Source organism: Flavobacterium sp., from assembly GCF_024710485.1.
In the GTDB taxonomy this organism is placed as follows: domain Bacteria; phylum Bacteroidota; class Bacteroidia; order Flavobacteriales; family Flavobacteriaceae; genus Flavobacterium.
In genome coordinates this window covers 18804-38567 of sequence record NZ_JANJUQ010000002.1, presented here as the reverse complement: position 1 = coordinate 38567, position 19764 = coordinate 18804, and the positions used below count along the sequence as shown (strand labels likewise).

The 19764-nt window shown below is 39.6% G+C and carries 15 protein-coding genes; 7 read left to right on the top strand and 8 right to left on the bottom strand.

From position 1 onward, the window contains the following. Positions 1–146 precede the first annotated feature (146 nt). Together Q0M21_RS00210 and Q0M21_RS00205 are read right to left on the bottom strand one after the other, a co-directional pair. Positions 147–2036 carry a DEAD/DEAH box helicase gene (locus tag Q0M21_RS00210; RefSeq protein ID WP_295333042.1) on the bottom strand — a complete coding sequence of 630 codons (1890 nt, stop codon included), beginning with the start codon at positions 2034–2036 and terminating at the stop codon, positions 147–149. A 211-nt stretch (positions 2037–2247) separates the two neighbouring features. After that, the gene (locus tag Q0M21_RS00205; RefSeq protein WP_295333040.1) at positions 2248–2820 is read right to left on the bottom strand and encodes a non-canonical purine NTP diphosphatase; all 573 of its coding nucleotides are present in this window, start codon (positions 2818–2820) and stop codon (positions 2248–2250) included. A gap of 167 nt (positions 2821–2987) precedes the next feature. Between Q0M21_RS00205 and Q0M21_RS00200 the strand changes: the two genes are divergently transcribed. Both Q0M21_RS00200 and Q0M21_RS00195 read left to right on the top strand, forming a co-directional pair. Further along, the gene (locus Q0M21_RS00200) at positions 2988–5372 is read left to right on the top strand and encodes a hybrid sensor histidine kinase/response regulator (RefSeq protein WP_295333038.1); all 2385 of its coding nucleotides are present in this window, start codon (positions 2988–2990) and stop codon (positions 5370–5372) included. Between the two features lie 107 nt (positions 5373–5479). Then, complete coding sequence (locus tag Q0M21_RS00195; protein WP_295333091.1) at positions 5480–6739, top strand: pyridoxal phosphate-dependent aminotransferase family protein; 1260 nt, start codon at positions 5480–5482, stop codon at positions 6737–6739. A 96-nt stretch (positions 6740–6835) separates the two neighbouring features. Here Q0M21_RS00195 and Q0M21_RS00190 read toward each other — a convergent pair whose 3' ends face one another. After that, the gene (locus tag Q0M21_RS00190; protein ID WP_295333037.1) at positions 6836–7345 is read right to left on the bottom strand and encodes a hypothetical protein; all 510 of its coding nucleotides are present in this window, start codon (positions 7343–7345) and stop codon (positions 6836–6838) included. A gap of 90 nt (positions 7346–7435) precedes the next feature. On the opposite strand from Q0M21_RS00190, the gene Q0M21_RS00185 reads away from it, so the two are divergent. After that, positions 7436–7582 (top strand): hypothetical protein, encoded by a 147-nt coding sequence (locus Q0M21_RS00185; RefSeq protein WP_295333036.1) that lies wholly within the window; start codon positions 7436–7438, stop codon positions 7580–7582. A gap of 104 nt (positions 7583–7686) precedes the next feature. Here the strand turns inward: Q0M21_RS00185 and Q0M21_RS00180 are convergent, their stop codons facing one another. Next, on the bottom strand, positions 7687–11112 hold the full coding sequence (locus Q0M21_RS00180; RefSeq protein WP_295333035.1) for a methylmalonyl-CoA mutase family protein: 3426 nt from the start codon (positions 11110–11112) through the stop codon (positions 7687–7689). Between the two features lie 173 nt (positions 11113–11285). On the opposite strand from Q0M21_RS00180, the gene Q0M21_RS00175 reads away from it, so the two are divergent. Next, complete coding sequence (locus tag Q0M21_RS00175; RefSeq protein WP_295333034.1) at positions 11286–12020, top strand: DUF4197 domain-containing protein; 735 nt, start codon at positions 11286–11288, stop codon at positions 12018–12020. A 152-nt stretch (positions 12021–12172) separates the two neighbouring features. Here Q0M21_RS00175 and Q0M21_RS00170 read toward each other — a convergent pair whose 3' ends face one another. The 3 genes from Q0M21_RS00170 to prfA form a co-directional block, all read right to left on the bottom strand. Continuing rightward, positions 12173–12982, bottom strand: a complete 810-nt coding sequence (locus Q0M21_RS00170; protein WP_295333033.1) for an ABC transporter substrate-binding protein — start codon at positions 12980–12982, stop codon at positions 12173–12175. Between the two features lie 17 nt (positions 12983–12999). Further along, a complete protein-coding gene (gene pyrF, locus Q0M21_RS00165) occupies positions 13000–13818 on the bottom strand; it encodes an orotidine-5'-phosphate decarboxylase (RefSeq protein WP_295333032.1) in 819 nt (272 codons plus the stop codon). Positions 13819–14020: 202 nt separating this feature from the next. Continuing rightward, complete coding sequence (prfA, locus tag Q0M21_RS00160) at positions 14021–15094, bottom strand: peptide chain release factor 1 (protein ID WP_295333031.1); 1074 nt, start codon at positions 15092–15094, stop codon at positions 14021–14023. A 243-nt stretch (positions 15095–15337) separates the two neighbouring features. Between prfA and Q0M21_RS00155 the strand changes: the two genes are divergently transcribed. From Q0M21_RS00155 to Q0M21_RS00145, 3 genes are all read left to right on the top strand, one after another. After that, positions 15338–15814, top strand: a complete 477-nt coding sequence (locus Q0M21_RS00155; RefSeq protein WP_295333030.1) for a DUF6265 family protein — start codon at positions 15338–15340, stop codon at positions 15812–15814. A 178-nt stretch (positions 15815–15992) separates the two neighbouring features. Then, positions 15993–18155 carry a TonB-dependent siderophore receptor gene (locus Q0M21_RS00150; RefSeq protein ID WP_295333029.1) on the top strand — a complete coding sequence of 721 codons (2163 nt, stop codon included), beginning with the start codon at positions 15993–15995 and terminating at the stop codon, positions 18153–18155. A gap of 73 nt (positions 18156–18228) precedes the next feature. Further along, positions 18229–19371: a PepSY domain-containing protein gene (locus tag Q0M21_RS00145; RefSeq protein ID WP_295333028.1), complete on the top strand. Its 1143-nt coding sequence runs from the start codon at positions 18229–18231 to the stop codon at positions 19369–19371. On the opposite strand, the gene Q0M21_RS00140 is transcribed toward Q0M21_RS00145, so the two are convergent. Beyond that, complete coding sequence (locus Q0M21_RS00140; protein WP_295333027.1) at positions 19368–19730, bottom strand: DUF983 domain-containing protein; 363 nt, start codon at positions 19728–19730, stop codon at positions 19368–19370. The two genes, Q0M21_RS00145 and Q0M21_RS00140, sit on opposite strands and share 4 nt — an antisense overlap. Between the last annotated feature and the right edge of the window lie 34 nt (positions 19731–19764).

Below are 19764 nucleotides of genomic sequence, written 5' to 3'. Positions count from 1 at the left end.
GAATTAGAAGAAAATTAACAAAATGAAAAGAACTCCTCTAAAAAAACGATTCTAACCGCATTTTTTTCAAAAGCCAATGGATAAAAAAACTCCGTTTTACCAAAGCAAAACGGAGTTGACTATTTTAATAAGAAATTCGTATAATACTAGCTTCTTCTCGGTCTACGATTTTTAGCCGCTTCAAAAGAACGTCCTGCGGGTCTGTCAGAGCTTTCAGAACGTCTTGGCGCACTGCCTTCTCTTTGAAAAGAACCCGGCTCTCTGCGGCCTCCTTCTCTTCTTGTTCGGTCTGAACTTCTTTCACTGCGGAAACCACCATCGCGTTTTGGTCCGAAACCGCCACCACTTCTGCGTTCACCGCCCGAATTTCTGTCGCCTCTGAAACCTCCGGAACTTCTGCCGTTATGGTCACGTCTGTCGCGACTTCCGCCTTCGTTTTTAGAAATTTCAACATTGATGCGACGACCGTTTAATTCGTATCCGTTTAGAATCGACATTACTTTATCGGTATGTTCGCCATCGGTATTAAAGAAAGAGAAACCTTCTTTGACATCTACTTTAAATACGTCATCACGACCTAAATCTAAAGTTTCTTTCAAAAAGTCTTTCAACTGCATCCAATCGAAATCGTCACGAGCTCCGATATTTACGAAATAACGCACCGGATCGCCGGCTCTGATTTCTCTTGGCTCCGAAGAACCTCTGTCTGATTTCTCACCCGATAAATCGCGTTTCTTTTTGTAGTAATTAATGAATCGATTGAACTCAACCGAAACCATTTTCTTAATCAATTCTTCTTTGGTCAAACCATCTAAAACCTCGTTAATAGCCGGTAAATAGTTGTCTATTTCGTGGTCTACTTCAGTGTCTTTAATTTTGTTAGCCAAGTGCAACAATTGGATTTCACAAATTTCTATACCGCTTGGAATGGTCTTCTCTTCAAATTTTTGTTGGATGATTTTTTCAATCGAATGAATCTTGCGAATCTCACTTTTAGTGATGATTACAATAGACGTTCCCAATTTTCCGGCACGACCGGTACGGCCTGAACGGTGATTGTAGGTTTCAATTTCATCCGGTAATTGGTAGTTTACCACGTGCGTTACATTGTCTACGTCAATACCACGAGCCGCAACGTCTGTCGCCACCAACATTTGAATTTGTCTGCCACGGAACGATTTCATTACGCCGTCACGTTGTGCTTGCGACAAATCGCCGTGCAAAGCCGCTGCGTTGTAACCGTCTTCAATTAATTTTTCCGCTACTGCTTGCGTATCGCGTTTGGTACGACAAAATACTACCGAAAAAATATCCGGATTTGCATCGGCCAAGCGTTTCAAAGCTTCGTAACGATCACGAGCATTTACAACATAAAATTCGTGCGACACGGTTTTAGAACCTGAGTTTTTATGTCCTACGGTAATTTCTACCGGATTGGCCATAAATTTCTTGGCAATACGCGCCACTTCTGCCGGCATGGTAGCCGAAAACAACCAAGTGTTTTTCTCATCTGGAGTGTCTGATAATATCGAAACGATATCGTCATAAAATCCCATATTCAACATCTCATCTGCCTCGTCAAGAATACAGTAATTGATGTTTTTAATGTTCACAAGCCCACGATTAATCATGTCTTGCATTCTACCGGGTGTGGCCACAATAATTTGTGCACCACGCTTTACTTCTCTGGCTTGTTCCGTAATGCTTGCACCACCATAAACTGCCACTGTATGTAAACCCTTTACATATTTTGAGTATTGTTTAATCTCGTTGGTGATTTGTAAGCATAGCTCACGCGTTGGTGATAAAATTAACGCTTGCGTACTTCTGTCTTCGGCATCAATTTTTTGAATAAGCGGAAAACCAAAAGCGGCGGTTTTCCCTGTTCCTGTTTGCGCTAAGGCAACCAAGTCTGTGTTTTGTTCCAATAGTGCCGGAATCGCTTTTTCCTGGACTTCTGACGGATTCTCAAATCCTAGATCTTTGATCGCCAGCAGTAACGATTCATTCAGACCTAATTGTTCAAATTTATTCATATAAAGTTTTAAAATTTGGTGCAAAGGTAGTCTTTAAAAACCATATACGCTAATTTGTTAATGACTGAAAATTAATAAGTTAACTTTTGCTTAACAAAGCAACTGAGTTTCTGAGTCGCAAATTGGTTGAGTTGGGCTATTATTTTGCGCAGATTTTTGAGGTTTAGGAGTGGAACCATTTCTTTTCTCAGCCACTCAATAACTTATCAACTCAGCGACTTAAAAAATCCACCAATTGCTTAACAGCCAAACCACGGTGACTGATAGCTGACTTTTCAACCATAGACAATTCGGCAAAAGTTTGGGTATAACCATCGGCTGTAAAAATCGGATCATAACCAAAACCATTAGTACCTTTTTTCTCGGTAGTAATTTGTCCGGTAATGATGCCGGTAAACAAGTGTTGCTCTCCATTGAGATTCAAACAAATCACTGTTTTAAAATGGGCTTTGCGATTGGTCTGGTCTTTTAAATTAGCTAATAACTTGTCCATGTTGTCATTCGAGTCTTTCTGTTCACCTGCATATCGTGCTGAATAAACACCCGGTTCGCCATTCAAAGCCGCCACTTCCAAACCGGTATCATCGGCAAAACAAGGATAACCAAATTTCTCTGTCACATAATTCGCTTTTAAAATGGCATTCCCTTCAATGGTATTTGCCGTTTCCGGTATATCATCAAAACAACCAATATCTGCTAAACTCAAAACCTGAATGGTTTCGGGCAATAGCAATTGAATTTCCTTGATTTTGTTAACATTGTTAGAGGCGAAAACGAGTTGCATGATGATTTCTTTTTGTAAGTGACAAAGGTATTTAATTTATAGCGCCATCAATTTTAAAAATAGAAAAAGCATTAAAGTATGATTTTATTAAAAATAAACTTGTGATTCAAAAACCAAAAAACAACCATTTGCGTACATAGTTTCGCAAACAAAAACAAAACCTAACAATGACGAGAAAAAGCCCAATCTTTCATTGTTTCAAATACTTATGGCTATTGGCTTTTTTGTGCTTAAACACAAACTCAGCCTACAGCCAGTATTTGTTACAAAAAGCAACCGATTCCGGTAAACAATCCATTCATCAATTAGCCCAATATGTTGATTTAGGGAACCAAGCACTCCATATTGAGGAAGTGCTAAACTCAAAATCATTACAGTTTACTCCAATGCCCAACGAGAATACTGATTTTGGTTTTACTACACATCACATTTGGGTTAGATTCCAACTCAAAAATACGACTGAGGAAAAAAAGGTTTACTTCTTCGAAACGGCTCGTCCAATAACCGACGTAGCCGAGCTTTACGTGATTGACTCATCGAAAACGGTTAAAAAATTTCGCAGCGGTGACGCCATTCCTTACCACGAAAGAAGTTTCGACCATCGCAAAACCATTTTCAAAATTGTCCTAGAACCCAAAACAAGCCAACAGTTCTATTTGCATGTTAAAAGCGATGGCGAAATGTTGTCGATGCCCATGATTCTCTATTCTCTAGAAACCCTAATTCAAACCACTTCTTTTGAGCAGTTTGTTTTTGGCTTTTTCTATGGTATTCTAATCATAGCCGCAATTTTGTACTTGTTCTTCTTCTTTGCCATGCGAGATAAAACCTTTTTTTATTACAGCATGTATGTAGTTTTTATCGGTTTGTTGCAATTTTCCATAGATGGCTATTTTTACCAATTGATTACACCGCAATCAGGTTGGCTTTCACTACATGCCGTAATCCTATTTGCTTGCATAGCCAACTTCTTTTTAGGTAGGTATGCTCAAGTTTTCTTGAAGATTAAAGAATACAACAAAACCATTACGTATGCGTTTTATGCGCTGTATTTTTTGAATGCAACTTTGTTTTTATCGCTTTTCATCTTTCCGAATTCCTTTGAACACTCCTATCCTATTGCCAATGGATTGGGTTTGATTGTACTCAGTTTAATCATCGCCTCGCAAATTGCCATTTACAGAAAGACCAAAAAGCTAGATCGCTTTTTTGCAACGGGTATTTTCTTTTTGGTCTCCGGTTTCGTTGTTTTTATTCTGAAAAACTTTAGTTTATTGCCACTTAATTTTTGGACAGAAAACGGTTCGAAATTAGGTACCGGTATGGAAGTCATCTTCCTTTCGCTTTCAATGGCTAACTTAATTCGAAATCTCAAAAACGAACGCGAGCAATTACAAACCTTAGCTTTACAACGTTCTGAAGAAATGAACGAACTCAAGTCGTTTTTCTTATCCAACATCAGTCACGAGTTGCGAACACCTTTAAATGCCATCTTGAATACCGCAAAATCTATGGCTAAAGACAGTAAAGACGAGCAAATTCAGAACAGCAGTCAAATCATCAAATATTCAACACATAGTTTGTTGAGTTCCATCAACGACATTTTAGACTTCTCGAAGATTGAGAAAAACGAAATCAAACTGGAATTGGCTCACTTTGATTTGGTAAAAACGACCGAGCATATTGCCAATAGCTTTGCCAGAGAAGCGACTGATAAAGGACTGGATTTTTCTTTCCAAAAAGGAGATGATTTACCGGAAATGGTGAATGGCGATGTGGCGCGATTGAATCAAATTTTGCATAATGTATTGAGTAACGCCTTAAAATTTACCCATGACGGTTTTGTCAAATTCAAATTGGAAGCCAAAAAAGAGAAAGACAATCGAGTGAGTTTCCTATTTACGATAAGCGATACCGGTGTTGGCATTTCCAAAGAAAAAATCCACAGCATTTACGATTCTTTTTCACAAGAAGGGATTAACAACAAAAGAAAATTTGGTGGTTTAGGTCTTGGTCTATACATTGTAAAGCACTTGGTAAACTTACACAACGGACGAATTAAAATTGACAGTACGGTCGACTTAGGAACGGTGTGCGAAATAGAACTTACTTACGAAACCGTCGAAGTGCCTAAAAAAGCTTCGCTTCCGGGGAAGGAATTGGAATACGACCTTCAAGGAAAAACTATTTTAGTGGTAGAAGACAATGCCATGAACCAAATGGTGATCAAAATGATTACCAAGAAATGGCTCAATACTACCGTAGAATTTGCCAACAACGGCGAAGAAGGCTTGAAAAAACTCACCGAAAATGATTACGACATCATTTTAATGGATTTGCAAATGCCTATCATGGATGGTTACGAAGCCACTATTGCTATTCGAAAAGGAGAAGCCGGTGAGCACAAAAAAGAAATTCCAATCATAGCCCTAACCGCCGATGTAATGGAAAGTACCAAAACACGCGTCATCGAAATAGGCATGAACAAATATTTATCGAAACCTGTCGACAAAGACACTTTATTCGAAATCGTCAAGTTATTGGTAAGCTAGAAAGTCTTTGGCTTTTCAACAATAAACGGTTCAAAATTTACTCCTGTTATGATTAGGAGTAAACTAAATTTATGCCTACTTTTGCCTCGTTTTTAAATACATTTACGATGGTAAAAGATTTATTCGAAAGAATACAAAACAATAAAGGTCCGTTAGGAAAATGGGCTTCACAAGCAGAAGGTTACTACGTATTTCCAAAATTGGAAGGTGAGTTAGGTCCGAGAATGAAATTCCACGGCAAAGACATTTTGAACTGGAGTTTGAACGACTATTTAGGATTAGCCAATCACCCTGAAGTACGTAAAGCCGATGCCGATGCTGCTGCACAATACGGTGCGGCTTATCCAATGGGCGCGCGTATGATGAGCGGACACACTGATGCTCACGAACAATTAGAAAGAGAATTGGCTGCTTTTGTACAAAAAGAAGCGGCTTACTTATTGAATTTTGGGTACCAAGGTATCATGTCGGCTATCGACGCTTTGGTCACCAAAAATGATATTATCGTTTACGATGTAGATGCTCACGCTTGTATTATCGATGGTGTGCGCTTACACATGGGAAAACGTTTTACCTACAAACACAACGATTTGGAAAGCATGGAGAAAAACTTGCAACGTGCGACCAAAATGGCTCTGGAAACCGGTGGTGGTATTTTATTCATCACCGAAGGCGTATTCGGAATGCGTGGCCAACAAGGCAAGTTGAAAGAAATTGTGGAAATGAAAAAGAAATACAATTTCCGTTTGTTAGTCGACGACGCTCATGGTTTCGGAACACTGGGTAAAACAGGCGCCGGCGCCGGAGAAGAACAAGGTTGTCAAGACGGTATTGATGTTTATTTCTCCACTTTTGCAAAGTCTATGGCCAGTATCGGCGCTTTCTTAGCAGGTGATAAAGACGTTATTGATTATTTGAAATACAACTTACGTTCTCAAATGTTCGCCAAAGCTTTGCCAATGATACAAACTGTTGGTGCTTTGAAAAGATTGCAATTGTTGAGAGACAATCCGGGCTTGAAAGACAAACTTTGGGAAAACGTAAATGCGTTGCAAAACGGGTTAAAAGAAAGAGGTTTCAACATAGGCGATACCAACACTTGTGTAACTCCGGTTTACTTAGAAGGTTCCATTCCGGAAGCCATGGTGATGGTAAACGACTTAAGAGAAAACTATGGTATTTTCTTGTCGATTGTAGTATATCCGGTAATCCCGAAAGGCATTATCTTGTTGCGTATGATTCCAACAGCTTCGCACACTTTAGCAGATATCAACGAAACGCTATCAGCTTTTGAAGCTATACGCGAAAAATTAGTCAACGGTACTTACGCTAAATTGGCTGAAGCTAATGTTGAGAATATGGCATAATGCCAAAGTTACTCCGATTGATATTTCTTAAGAGTACCTATAAACATAAAAAAAGCCATCCTGATTCGGATGGTTTTTTTATTTAATTAAGTTACCTTATTGTTGAATCTTGATAATCTTACTTTCATCTATGTTATATGCGTTAATAACCGACTTATAATCGTTGTAATCAATGGTGCCATTCTTGCCAAAAGCAGCAGGAATAACGACTACACGCAATACTTGATTTAAACGAACTGCTGAAGAAAGTCCGGCTAAATCATATCCTTCCATATAAACTTCTGCGTCAAAACGAGTAAAATTATAATCATATCTGAAATCTAAAGTACCATCGTTGAAATAATAGGTTTCCGGTAATAACTTCCAAACATCTTCTCCTTGAAAGCTTCCTGATAGTCGGTAAACCAAAACCATATCTGAACTGAAAATTGTGTGAGGATAATTTAGTACCACCGTATAACTATTCGGTAAAAAGTTCACATTAGTATATTCAAAAACTTCACCTATGGTGTCGTTATCTATACCGTTTCCATTGTCTTCATTCACTGTACAACTTTGTAGCGCTATCATCCCGATAAAAGCTAAAACAAGGGTAATTTTTTTCATAACATAATAATTTAAATGGTTGATGATATTTTGAGCCGTTCAATATTGATGCCAAACTTTTATTTTAAGATAATTTTATATTTTTGACCCATGAGTCGAAAAAACGCCAAAAACATCAAAGCCTACAACGACAAGCTTCACAAAGCGCAAGATAGGGAAAAAACCAAGAAAGCCGAACGCGCGGCTTTGTTGAAATCGATGGTGCGAAAATTTAATCAAAATCCGGATGATAAATAAAAAACCTCACTATTAGTGAGGTTTTTTATTTATCATATAGATCCCGATTGTCATCGGGATAAGCGACCACTAAGTCCTCGCCTACTGCGAGAACAAGTGTCTGCTTACATATTGCGTCGGTACTGACCGCCCACTTCAAACAAAGCAGCTGTAATTTGGCCTAACGAACAATACTTTGTGGCTTCCATTAGTTTTTCGAACAAGTTTTTGTTATTGATGGCAGCTTCTTGTAAGCTTTGCAATTGTTCTGCTTCCTTGCCCGCATGAGCTTGGTGAAGGTTATGCAATGTACTAATTTGGAATTGCTTTTCTTCCTCTGTAGCGCGAATCACTTCAGCCGGAATTACCGTTGGCGATCCTTTGGAACTCAGAAAAGTATTCACCCCTATAATTGGGAATTCTCCTGTATGTTTCAAGGTTTCGTAGTACAAACTTTCCTCCTGAATTTTACTTCTTTGGTACATGGTTTCCATAGCGCCTAAAACGCCGCCACGCTCTGTGATACGGTCGAATTCCTGCAACACGGCTTCTTCCACCAAATCAGTTAATTCTTCTATAATAAACGAACCTTGTATTGGATTTTCGTTTTTAGCCAATCCTAATTCCTTATTGATAATCAACTGAATCGCCATTGCTCTACGTACTGATTCTTCGGTTGGTGTAGTAATCGCTTCGTCGTAAGCATTGGTGTGCAAGGAGTTACAGTTGTCATAAATTGCATACAAAGCTTGTAAGGTCGTACGAATGTCATTAAAGTCAATTTCCTGAGCGTGTAACGAACGACCCGAAGTTTGAATATGGTATTTCAACATCTGCGCTCTTTCGTTAGCGCCGTATTTGTTTTTCATGGCTTTCGCCCAAATTTTACGAGCTACGCGACCAATCACGGCGTATTCAGGATCAATTCCGTTGGAGAAGAAGAATGATAAGTTCGGACCGAAATCGTTAATGTTCATACCGCGACTTAAATAGTATTCCACATAAGTGAAACCATTCGCCAACGTAAACGCCAATTGCGTAATTGGGTTCGCCCCAGCTTCAGCGATGTGGTAGCCCGAAATCGAAACCGAGTAAAAATTGCGGACATTCTTTTGGATAAAATATTCCTGAACGTCGCCCATCAAACGCAAGGCAAATTCAGTAGAAAAAATACAAGTGTTTTGCGCTTGGTCTTCTTTTAAAATATCGGCTTGAACAGTACCGCGGACTTGCGTCAAAGTTTTGATTTTGATATCGTCATACACTTCTTTCGGCAACACTTGGTCACCGGTTACGCCTAACAACATCAAGCCTAAACCATTATTTCCTTGTGGCAATTCGCCGTTATATCTTGGTCTTGGTAAACCTTTCTTCTTGTAGATTTCATTGATTTTTTCTTCAACTTCTACCTGAAGGTTGTTTTCAATGATGTATTTTTCACAGTTTTGATCGATAGCCGCGTTCATAAAGAAGCCTAACAGCATTGGCGCCGGACCGTTAATCGTCATAGACACCGAAGTCATTGGGTGACTCAAATCGAAACCGGAATACAATTTCTTAGCGTCGTCCAAACAACAAATCGAAACGCCGGCATTCCCTATTTTACCGTAAATATCAGGACGCAAATCAGGATCGTTTCCGTATAAAGTAACCGAGTCAAAAGCCGTGGACAAACGCTTCGCCGGCATGCCTAACGACACATAGTGAAAACGACGGTTGGTTCTTTCCGGTCCGCCTTCTCCGGCAAACATACGCGTTGGATCTTCGCCTTCTCTTTTAAACGGATACAACCCTGATGCGAACGGGAATTCTCCCGGCACATTTTCCTGTAAATTCCATTTTAAAATATCACCCCAAGCTTGGTATTTCGGCAAAGCCACTTTCGGGATTTGAGAATGCGATAAGCTTTCGGTATGCGTTTGAATTTTGATTTCTTTGTCGCGTACTTTAAAGCTGTAAACCGGATTTTTGTATTTATTGACTTTGTCGTTCCAAGTGTGGATAATTTCCCAATTAAACGGATCTAAGTTCATTTTAACGCGGTCGAATTCTTTCAATAATAAGTTTAGAAACTCTTTATTATCATCATTGAAATTCAAACTGTTAACTTCAATTCCCGACTTGTCAATTTGCGGTTGTTTTTTGGCCACACTTTCAATGGTTTTGTAGATACCGTATAGCTTTTGAGCCACTTCCACTTGCGTTAAAACTGTCTCGTCGTATTTGCGATTGTTCTCGGCTATCTCCGATAAATATCTTGTTCTGTGTGGCGGAATGACAAATATCTTCTCACTCATTTCGCGAGTGATTTCGAAAGTCGATTGTAAATCGGCTCCCGTTTTCTCTACAATCTTGTCCATAATTTTTTTGTAGAGTGTATTCATGCCCGGATCATTAAACTGGGAAGCAATGGTTCCGATTACCGGCATATCATCCGGATTAATATCCCACAAATTATGATTGCGTTGGTATTGTTTTTTTACATCGCGAATCGCATCCAAAGCCCCGCGTTTGTCAAATTTGTTAATCGCCACCAAATCGGCAAAATCCAACATATCAATTTTCTCTAATTGCGTTGCGGCGCCAAATTCCGGTGTCATTACATATAAAGACACATCCGAATGCTCTAAAATTTCGGTATCACTTTGTCCGATACCCGAAGTTTCTAAAATGATGATATCGTATTTCGCGGCTTTCAATACCTGAATGGCTTCGTTTACGTATTTCGACAAGGCCAAATTCGACTGGCGTGTGGCCAACGAACGCATATAAACTCGCGGATTGTTGATGGCATTCATACGAATTCTGTCGCCCAACAAAGCGCCACCGGTTTTTCTTTTAGAAGGATCAACTGAAATCAATCCGATGGTTTTCTCCGGGAAGTCGATTAAAAATCGGCGTACCAATTCGTCTACCAAAGACGATTTTCCGGCACCACCGGTTCCGGTAATTCCCAAAACAGGAATGTGAGACGTTTCATTTTTCTTATGGATGGCATCGAGTGTTTCTTTAGCTACTTCAGGAAAATTTTCTGCCGAAGAAATTACACGGGCAATCGCCGTTGGATTCTTTTCCTCTAAATGATTGATTTCACCGTTGAGTTCGTTACCTACAGGAAAATCAGCTTGTTTTACCAAATCGTTAATCATGCCTTGCAATCCCATAGCGCGACCGTCATCCGGTGAATAAATTCGGGTAATCCCGTATTCGTGCAATTCTGAAATTTCCGATGGCAAAATTACGCCTCCGCCACCACCAAAAATTTTGATATGTCCGGCGCCTTTTTCTTTCAACAAATCATACATGTATTTAAAGTACTCATTGTGACCACCTTGATAGGAAGTCATTGCAATCGCATTGGCATCTTCCTGAATAGCAGTATTTACCACTTCTTCCACACTGCGGTCGTGACCCAAATGAATCACTTCTACGCCGGTAGCTTGGATAATACGTCGCATAATGTTGATGGCTGCATCGTGACCGTCGAAAAGGGAAGCTGCAGTAACAATTCTTACTTTATTTTTAGGAATATAGGGCTGTTCTTGAACCATTGTTAAATAAGTGTCTGTTTTGAGGGTGCAATTTACAGAATTATTAAAAATTTCCCATTTAAAATCTGAAAAATAAAAAGGGCAAATGCAACAAATACCTAAACGTCGAATTAACATTTATTTGCCATTTTTCGGCACGAAGATTGCTTACTTTTGAAAAAAAGAAACTGTTTATGAAAACAAAAATCGCGCTACTACTACTCGTTCCGTTTTTAGGAATTTCCCAAATTAAAATTTTAGACGATCTCAAAAAAAAGGTGCCAACTAAGAATTCACAAAGTTTAGGCTCGCTTACTTCCACTGACATTTCGAAAGGGCTGAAAGAAGCGCTAAATAAAGGCATTGAAAAGCAAGTCAGCAAATTAACTGCAACCGACGGCTTTTACAAAAACGAATTGGTTAAAATTTTACTCCCGGAAGAATTACAAAAAGTAGACAAAACACTCCGCAAAATGGGGATGAGCGATTTGGCCGATGAAGGCATTTTACTCTTGAATCGCGCCGCTGAAGAAGCTGTAAAAGAATCAACGCCGATATTTGTAGACGCTGTTAAAAACATGAGTTTTACCGATGCTAAAAATATTTTAATGGGTAATGAAAATGCGGCTACAACTTATTTACAGTCCACTACAACTAATCCGCTGTATACCAAATTCAGTCCGGTGATCCAAAGTTCGTTAGCCAAAGTGGGTGCCGATAAAGTCTGGGCCAACATCATCAAAAAATACAACAGCATTCCATTGGTTACCAAGATTAATCCCGATTTGACAGATTACACTACCAACAAAGCCTTACAAGGCGTATTTACGATGATTGCGTTGGAAGAAAAAGATATCAGAACGCAATTGAGTGCCAGAACTTCTCCATTATTGAAGAAAGTATTTGCGTTACAAGACAGAAAACCATAATTTTTTAGAAATCAATAACATAAGAATAACAAAACCTTAACACAAGGACTTGAAATCGAGGCTTATCTTTGTAATGTAATAAAATTGGTTTTTTTATTATTTGGTTAGGTTAGTTAAAAAATGCCGGTGCTTGGGAAAGCATCGGCTTTTTTTTATGCTAATTTTTGATGTAGTTTTTTAAAATAGGCAAAGGCTTTTACCAAACGACTGCCATACCAAGAGAACATTTCACCATCCACAAAAAAGGTTTTGGCGTGATGCGTAAATCGGCCTAATTCAAAAGCGTGTTCATCTTTAAAAGGAAACGGTTCCGAAGACAACAAGACCAAATCGGGATCGCCTTGTAAACGGATTTTTTTGATTTCAACCTCAGGATATCTGCCGGTAAGATTAGGATTGTTTTCGTAGATGTTTACGAAGTTATTCAAACGTAACATCTCATTGATAAAGGTATCGCCACCGGCTACCATATAAGGATTCGCCCAAATAAAGTAAGCCGCTTTGTATGACGGTTGGCCTTGAATGAAGTACTCAAAATCACGCTGCGCAAACTGAATTTTATCAATCCATTTTTGTGCTTCGGTTCTTTTGTTGAACAACTGCCCAAATTCAGCTATCATTTTATTATTGTCTTCTAAAGTAATGATGTTGGTGACCCAAACGGGACAAATTTTAGCTAATTCGGCCACAATTTCTTGTGTGTTCTCTTCTTTGTTAGCGATGATAATATCCGGTTGTAACAAACGGATTTTTTCGACATGCACATTTTTCGTTCCGCCAATAATCTTTTTGGTCGATTTAAAATGAAACGGATGCACGCAGAATTTGGTAATCCCAACAATTTGTTCTTCTAATCCTAAATCGAACAACAACTCCGTTAAAGAAGGCACCAACGAAACTATTCGCTTAGGTGTAGTTTCGAAAGTATGAGAAGTGCCGAGTTGGTCAATGAAGGTCTTCATGGTGGTGTCACAGAGATTCACAAAGTCTTTAAGATCCCTTCCATTTCCTGTTGCAATTTCAGCGCTTCTTCCCTAGCCTTTTCAGCAAAATCAGTACTGTTAGAAGCGTAAATGATAGCTCTGGAGGAGTTGATTAATAAACCTATCTCTTCGTTCATACCGTATTGGCAAACCTCTGAAAGGCTACCGCCTTGCGCTCCTACTCCCGGAACCAGTAAAAAGCTGTTGGGTACAAGTTTACGAATTTCAGCAAAATATTCGGCTTTGGTGGCACCCACTACATACATCAAATTCTGACTGTTTTTCCAAGTTTTTGAGGTTTTGATTACCTTTTGGTATAAAGCGTCATGACCTACATTTTGCGTTTGAAAATCGAAAGCTCCTTCGTTGGAAGTCAGCGCTAATAATATGGTATGTTTGTTTTCGAAAGCCAAAAATGGTTCTACACTGTCTTTGCCCATGTAAGGTGCAACCGTAACGCTGTCGAAGTTCAAATCTTCTAAAAAGGCTTTGGCGTACATGGTAGATGTATTCCCGATATCGCCGCGTTTGGCATCGGCTATAGTGAAGATTTCAGGATAGTTTTCGTTGATATAGTTAATGGTTTTTTGGAGCGATGTCCAGCCTTTTAATCCGTGGGCTTCATAGAAAGCCATATTGGGTTTATAGGAAACGCATAAGTCGTGCGTAGCGTCGATGATGGCTTTGTTGAATTCGAAAATCGGATCTTCTGTCGTTAACAGATGACTCGGAATTTTGTGTAAATCGACGTCCAAACCTATACAGAGAAAGGACTTTTTGTTTTGAATTTGTTGGATGAGTTGTGTTGTTGTCATTATAGTTAGTTTGTGCGTAAAGTTCGCAAAGTTTTTGCAATGTTGGTTGTAAAAAATCACCCAAGCCCTCCGATAGTTTCCTCTTTAGCCCCGATGGGAGCAGCTACCTTGTAGCGCGGACAGCGGGAAATGCCATTCCGGATAAAGCCCGAGCCATTCGCTTCTAACATAAAAAAAGCCTCAATAAATGAGGCCTAGTATCTTAGAAAACTTCGCTTTCTTTTAATTTTTCGGTGTTGGCTACCAACTGTAACTCGTCTATCATTTTTTGGAGGTTACCGTTCATAAAGCCATCGAGGTCGAAAATGCTCAATCCAATTCGGTGGTCCGTAATTCTGCCTTGCGCATAATTGTAGGTGCGAATTTTAGCCGAACGGTCGCCGCTACTTACCTGAGAGTTACGCTTTTTGGCATCTTCCTCTTGCTTTTTGGCCAATTCCATTTCGTACAAACGCGAACGCAATACGGTTAAAGCTTTGTCTTTGTTTTTATGTTGTGATTTTTCGTCCTGACATTGGGCTACCAATCCGGTAGGAATGTGCGTCATACGAACGGCCGATTTGGTCGTATTTACCGATTGTCCGCCCGGTCCTGAAGAACAGAAAAAGTCGATTCGCACATCGTTCATATCGATTTGCACGTCGAACTCTTCGGCTTCCGGCAACACCATAACGGTGGCTGCCGAGGTATGCACTCTTCCTTGGGTTTCCGTTTGCGGTACGCGTTGCACGCGGTGTACACCAGCTTCGAATTTTAAAGTACCGTAAACATCTTCTCCGGTCACTTCAAAAATAACCTCTTTGAAACCACCTGATGTTCCTTCGTTCATGTCGACTACCGAAGTTCTCCAACCTTTACTTTCGCAGTATTTGGTGTACATACGGTACAAGTCGCCGGCAAAAATGGAAGCTTCATCACCACCGGTTCCGGCACGAATTTCCACCATCACGTTCTTGGCATCTTCCGGATCTTTCGGAATTAGCATGAACTTGATTTCTTCTTCCAATTGCGGCAAACGCTCTTTGGCTTCATCCAACTGCATTTTGGCCATTTCCACCATTTCGGCATCCGAGCCATCGGCAATAATTTCGTTGGCTTCTTCGATATTTCCGGTCACGTTGATTAGCTCCTCACGTTTATCCATAAGGGCTTTCAAGGTTTTGTATTCCTGATTTAATTGTACGTAACGCTTTTGATCGGCAATTACATCGGGCTGAATAATCAAATCCGAAATCTCGTCGAAGCGCTGTTTTACATATTGTAATCTCTCTAACATTGTTGCAGTTTTCTTTTAAAAGTGTGCAAATTTAGGCAAAATAAAGCAATAAATTTTATTTTTTTTGGAGCTGTTTGCTGTGCCAGTCGCTGCGCTCGTGCCCTGCTGTACGCTGCAATCTTTTTGCCACAACGTTAAACCATAAGCGTTGCAACATTACCAATGGCAAAAAGGATTTTCGCTACCATCAGGGCTAGTGACTGTTGCGTTTTTTTTGTACTATTGCAATACAAATGCACTATTATGAAAAAATCAATCCTTATTATAGCTATTATTGTATTCGGTTCCTGTCAAAACAAATCCGACAAACAATTTGAAAAACTCGAAAAGATGAGTTGGCTCATTGGCCAATGGGAAAATACTACTCCGGAAGGTTATTTAACCGAAACCTGGACCAAAACCAATGACAGTACTTTTTCGGGGCAAACCTATTTTATCATCAATAAAAAAGATACAGTACACAACGAAAGTATTGTACTAACGCAAGTTGGTGATGACTTGATTTACCGTCCAACCGTAAAAGGGCAAAACAATGATGAAGCGGTAGATTTCAAACTTACATCAGAGGCTGAGAATAGTTTTAGCTTTGAAAACCCAGAACATGATTATCCTCAAAAAATCGTTTACAAAAAAATCAACGAAAAGTCATTAGTAGCTACCATTTCCGGTAAACAGCAAGGCAAACCAAGTACTGAAAGCTATCCGATGCAAAAGAAGTAACCCTATAATTCTTAATAAATCGAATCAAATCTCGCCTAACCCGCGGGATTTTTTTATGCCTAAATGCTAGTAAATCAATTCGGTAAAAAATATTATTTATATTTAGTCTAAATAAGTTTTGTAATTCAATGGCAACTTTATAGATTTGCATTATTATTTTTAATTAATCTAAATAAGAATGAAAACTATAGCAACCCTAGCTACTGCTTTTTTAGTGTCGATGGCAGCTTTTGGACAAGAAACCAAAAAAGAAACCAAAAAAGATACCATCAATGCTTTAAAAGAAGTTGAAATCAACACCAACAAATACAAGTACAAACGAGAAAAAAGCACTACAGTGTCCAAAATGCCGCTCAACAATATCGAGAATCCGCAAGTGTACAATACAGTTACGAGCGAATTACTGAAAGAGCAAGTAGTGACCAACTTTAACGACGCTTTAAAAAACGCCACCGGAGTAACGCGTCTATGGGAATCTACCGGTCGTGGCGGAGATGGCGCCGAGTTTTATACTATGAGAGGTTTTTCGGTACAGCCCACTATGGTGAACGGATTGCCGGGCATCAATAACGGAAGCATCGACCCGATTAATGTCGATAATATTGAAGTCATCAAAGGGCCATCCGGAACCTTATTTGGCAGCAGCTTGATTTCTTATGGTGGTTTAATCAATATAGTGACCAAAAAACCCCATCAAAACTTCAGTGGTGAAATCGGATACAATGCCGGAACTTACGGCATGGACCGAATCACTGCTGATGTTAACATTCCACTAAATAAAGAAGTTGCTGTGCGAATCACTTCGGCATACCAAAACGAAAACTCATTCCAAGATGCCGGATTTTCTAAATCGCTTTTCGTAGCACCATCCTTGAGTTATAAAGTGAATGACAAATTATCTTTTTTGATTAATACAGAATTCACCAACAGAACTTCGGCCAATGCGCCTATGATTTTCTTGAGCCGTTATTCGCCTTTGTCGTTCAATTCGATCGACTTATTCGAACAGAATTATAAAAAATCATACACTTCAAACGAATTGACTATCAGCAATCCGACCTTCAACTTACAAGCGCAAATGCTTTACAAATTGTCGGACAACTGGACGTCACAAACCGTTTTATCCAGAAGCAATAGCAAAACCAATGGCTATTACTCCTATTTATGGGATTCTGCTAATGGCGAAGAGTTTACGCGATTCATTTCTAAACGAAACGGCCAAACGTTGGCAACCGATATCCAACAAAACTTTATCGGCGATTTCAAAATCGGCAACCTCAGAAACCGCATGGTTATCGGTATTGATTATTACACCCAAAACATCCTAAACGCCAGTAATAACTGGGTGGGCGCCGGAACGATCTCTTTGGTAAACCAAACCGATTCGGGTGCAGCCAATTTAACCCAAGCCGGTATCGACAATTTATTAGCCGGCACTTTCGAACCCAATTCAGATACCGAATCGCAAGTGGTGAGTGCTTATGTATCAGATGTCATCAATATTACCAATAAACTATCGGTGATGGCGAGTTTGCGTGTGGATGAATTCAGAGGTAAAACTTCAGCTTATGCCGCTGAGGAAGTGAAAAGTCAGATTGCAATTTCACCAAAATTCGGAGCCGTGTACCAAATTATTGAAAACAAAGTGTCGGTTTTCGGGAATTACATGAATGGTTTTAAAAATATCGAACCCGGACAAAGAGCAGACGGTCCAACCAATACTGTAGCCACGACTTTTGATCCGGAACAAGCCAACCAATACGAATTCGGATTGAAAACCAACTTATACAAAGACATTATTTCCGCTTCCCTTAGCTATTACGACATTAATGTTAAAAATCGATTAATGGCCGATGCCACCAATCCGAACGCTTCGGTTCAAGGCGGCGAAGTAGAAAGTAAGGGTGTAGAATTGAGCGTAACGGTAAACCCGATTAAAGGTTTCAACATCATTGGTGGTTACAGTTACAACGACAGCGAAGTGACTAAAGACAATACCGATAGCGGCTATTTAGGCTTGCGTCCGGAAGAAGCCGGTCCGAAAACCTTAGTGAACTTGTGGGCGAATTACTTCTTTACCGAAGGAAAATTAAAAGGTTTTGGTTTAGGCATCGGCGGAAACCATGCCAGCGAACACAAAACCTTGAACAGAGCCAATATTGGGACTTTTGCCTTACCGGATTACACGGTCTTGAACTCGGCTATATCCTACAACAACGACAAGTTCAACATTACTTTAAAAGTAAACAATTTGTTCAACGAAAAATATTATACCGGTTGGTCAACCGTTACCCCGCAACGTTTGCGAAGTTTAACCGCCGGATTAACGTATAAATTTTAATCCTGATTAAAATTTGGTTTTTGTTTGTTTAATGAAACTCCTCATTGCGGTGAGGAGTTTTTAATCTTAATCAATGAAAAAAGTAGGCTTTAAAAAAATTATTCGAAATATCCATCTTTGGCTGGGATTGGCATCAGGCAGTATCGTTTTTATTGTCGCCATAACCGGTTGTTTGTATGCCTTTCAGGAAGAAATTCAGAACATCACCGAGACATATCGCTTTGTAGAAAAGCAAGATAAGGCTTTCCTCCTACCGTCTGAATTAGAAAAAATTGCTCGTGCCGAATTGCCGCAGAAATCGCTCCACGCCATCAAATACAATGGTAAAAGTCAGTCAGCAGAAGCCATCTTTTTCAGCCATGACGACGAAAACGATCAAAAGGACTATTATGATATCATTTACTTAAATCCGTACACCGGGGAAATTTTGGAAGTAGCCGATATGTACTCGGGCTTTTTCCGATGGGTTTTGGACGGTCATTTTTACCTCTGGTTGCCGCATGAAATCGGGCAAACGGTTATTGCTTCGACGACCTTAATCTTTCTGTTAATGTTAATTACAGGCTTGATTCTTTGGTATCCTAAAAACAAAAAAGCCGCCAAACAACGCTTTTGGTTTCGTTGGAAAGACGGGATAAAATGGAAGCGCAAAAACTACGACTTGCACAATATTACCGGATTTTACGTGATGGCTATCGCTTTGATATTCGCCATTACAGGATTGGTTTGGGGATTTCCGTGGTTTGCTTACGGCTATTACACCTTAACCGGCGGCGAAAAATCATTGGTCTATGAAGATCCTATTGCTAAAAAAGAAATTTCGATTACTGCAGTTGAAAAACCGTTGGACAAAGTCTGGCTCCTGATGCAAAAAGACTATCCCAATGCCCAATCGATAGAAGTCCATCCGCCCGAAACCGATTCCAGCTCGATAGCTGCCAACGCAAACTTGGACAAAGGCACTTATTGGAAAACCGATTACCGTTATTTTGATCAATACACGTTACAAGAAAAGGAAGTGAATCACATTTACGGAAAATTAGCTAACGCAACTGCATCCGACAAACTCATCCGAATGAATTACGACATTCATACCGGAGCTATATTGGGTTTACCCGGAAAAGTTTTTGCCTTTTTGATTAGCTTGTTGATTGCGAGTTTGCCAATTACAGGTTTCTTGATTTGGTATGGGAAACGGAATAAAAACCGAGATTAACGCGAATAGTTTTTGAACAGATAAATCCAAATCATCCGCGACAATCGGATATTAAAACAACTGAGCAAAACAATTACAGTGTCAATAATCGGAATGATTCTCAAATCGAAGGTTTTGTCAAAAAACGGACTCGCAATAGCGTAAGTAATGATTCCTTGTCCAACGGTTAACCCGTAATTCACAAACATAGCGCCGAAAAAATAACCCGGTTCTTTTTCAAATTTAGTGTTACAATGACTGCAGTATTCGTTCATCTTCGGGAAACCCAAACTGAAGAAAAAACTCTTATCGGCAAACACTTTGCCTTTGTGGCAATTGGGACATTCGTTGCGAAAAATATGGTAAAGACTTTGAAGCATGATGCAATTTTTGACAAAGATAAATAGTTTGCCA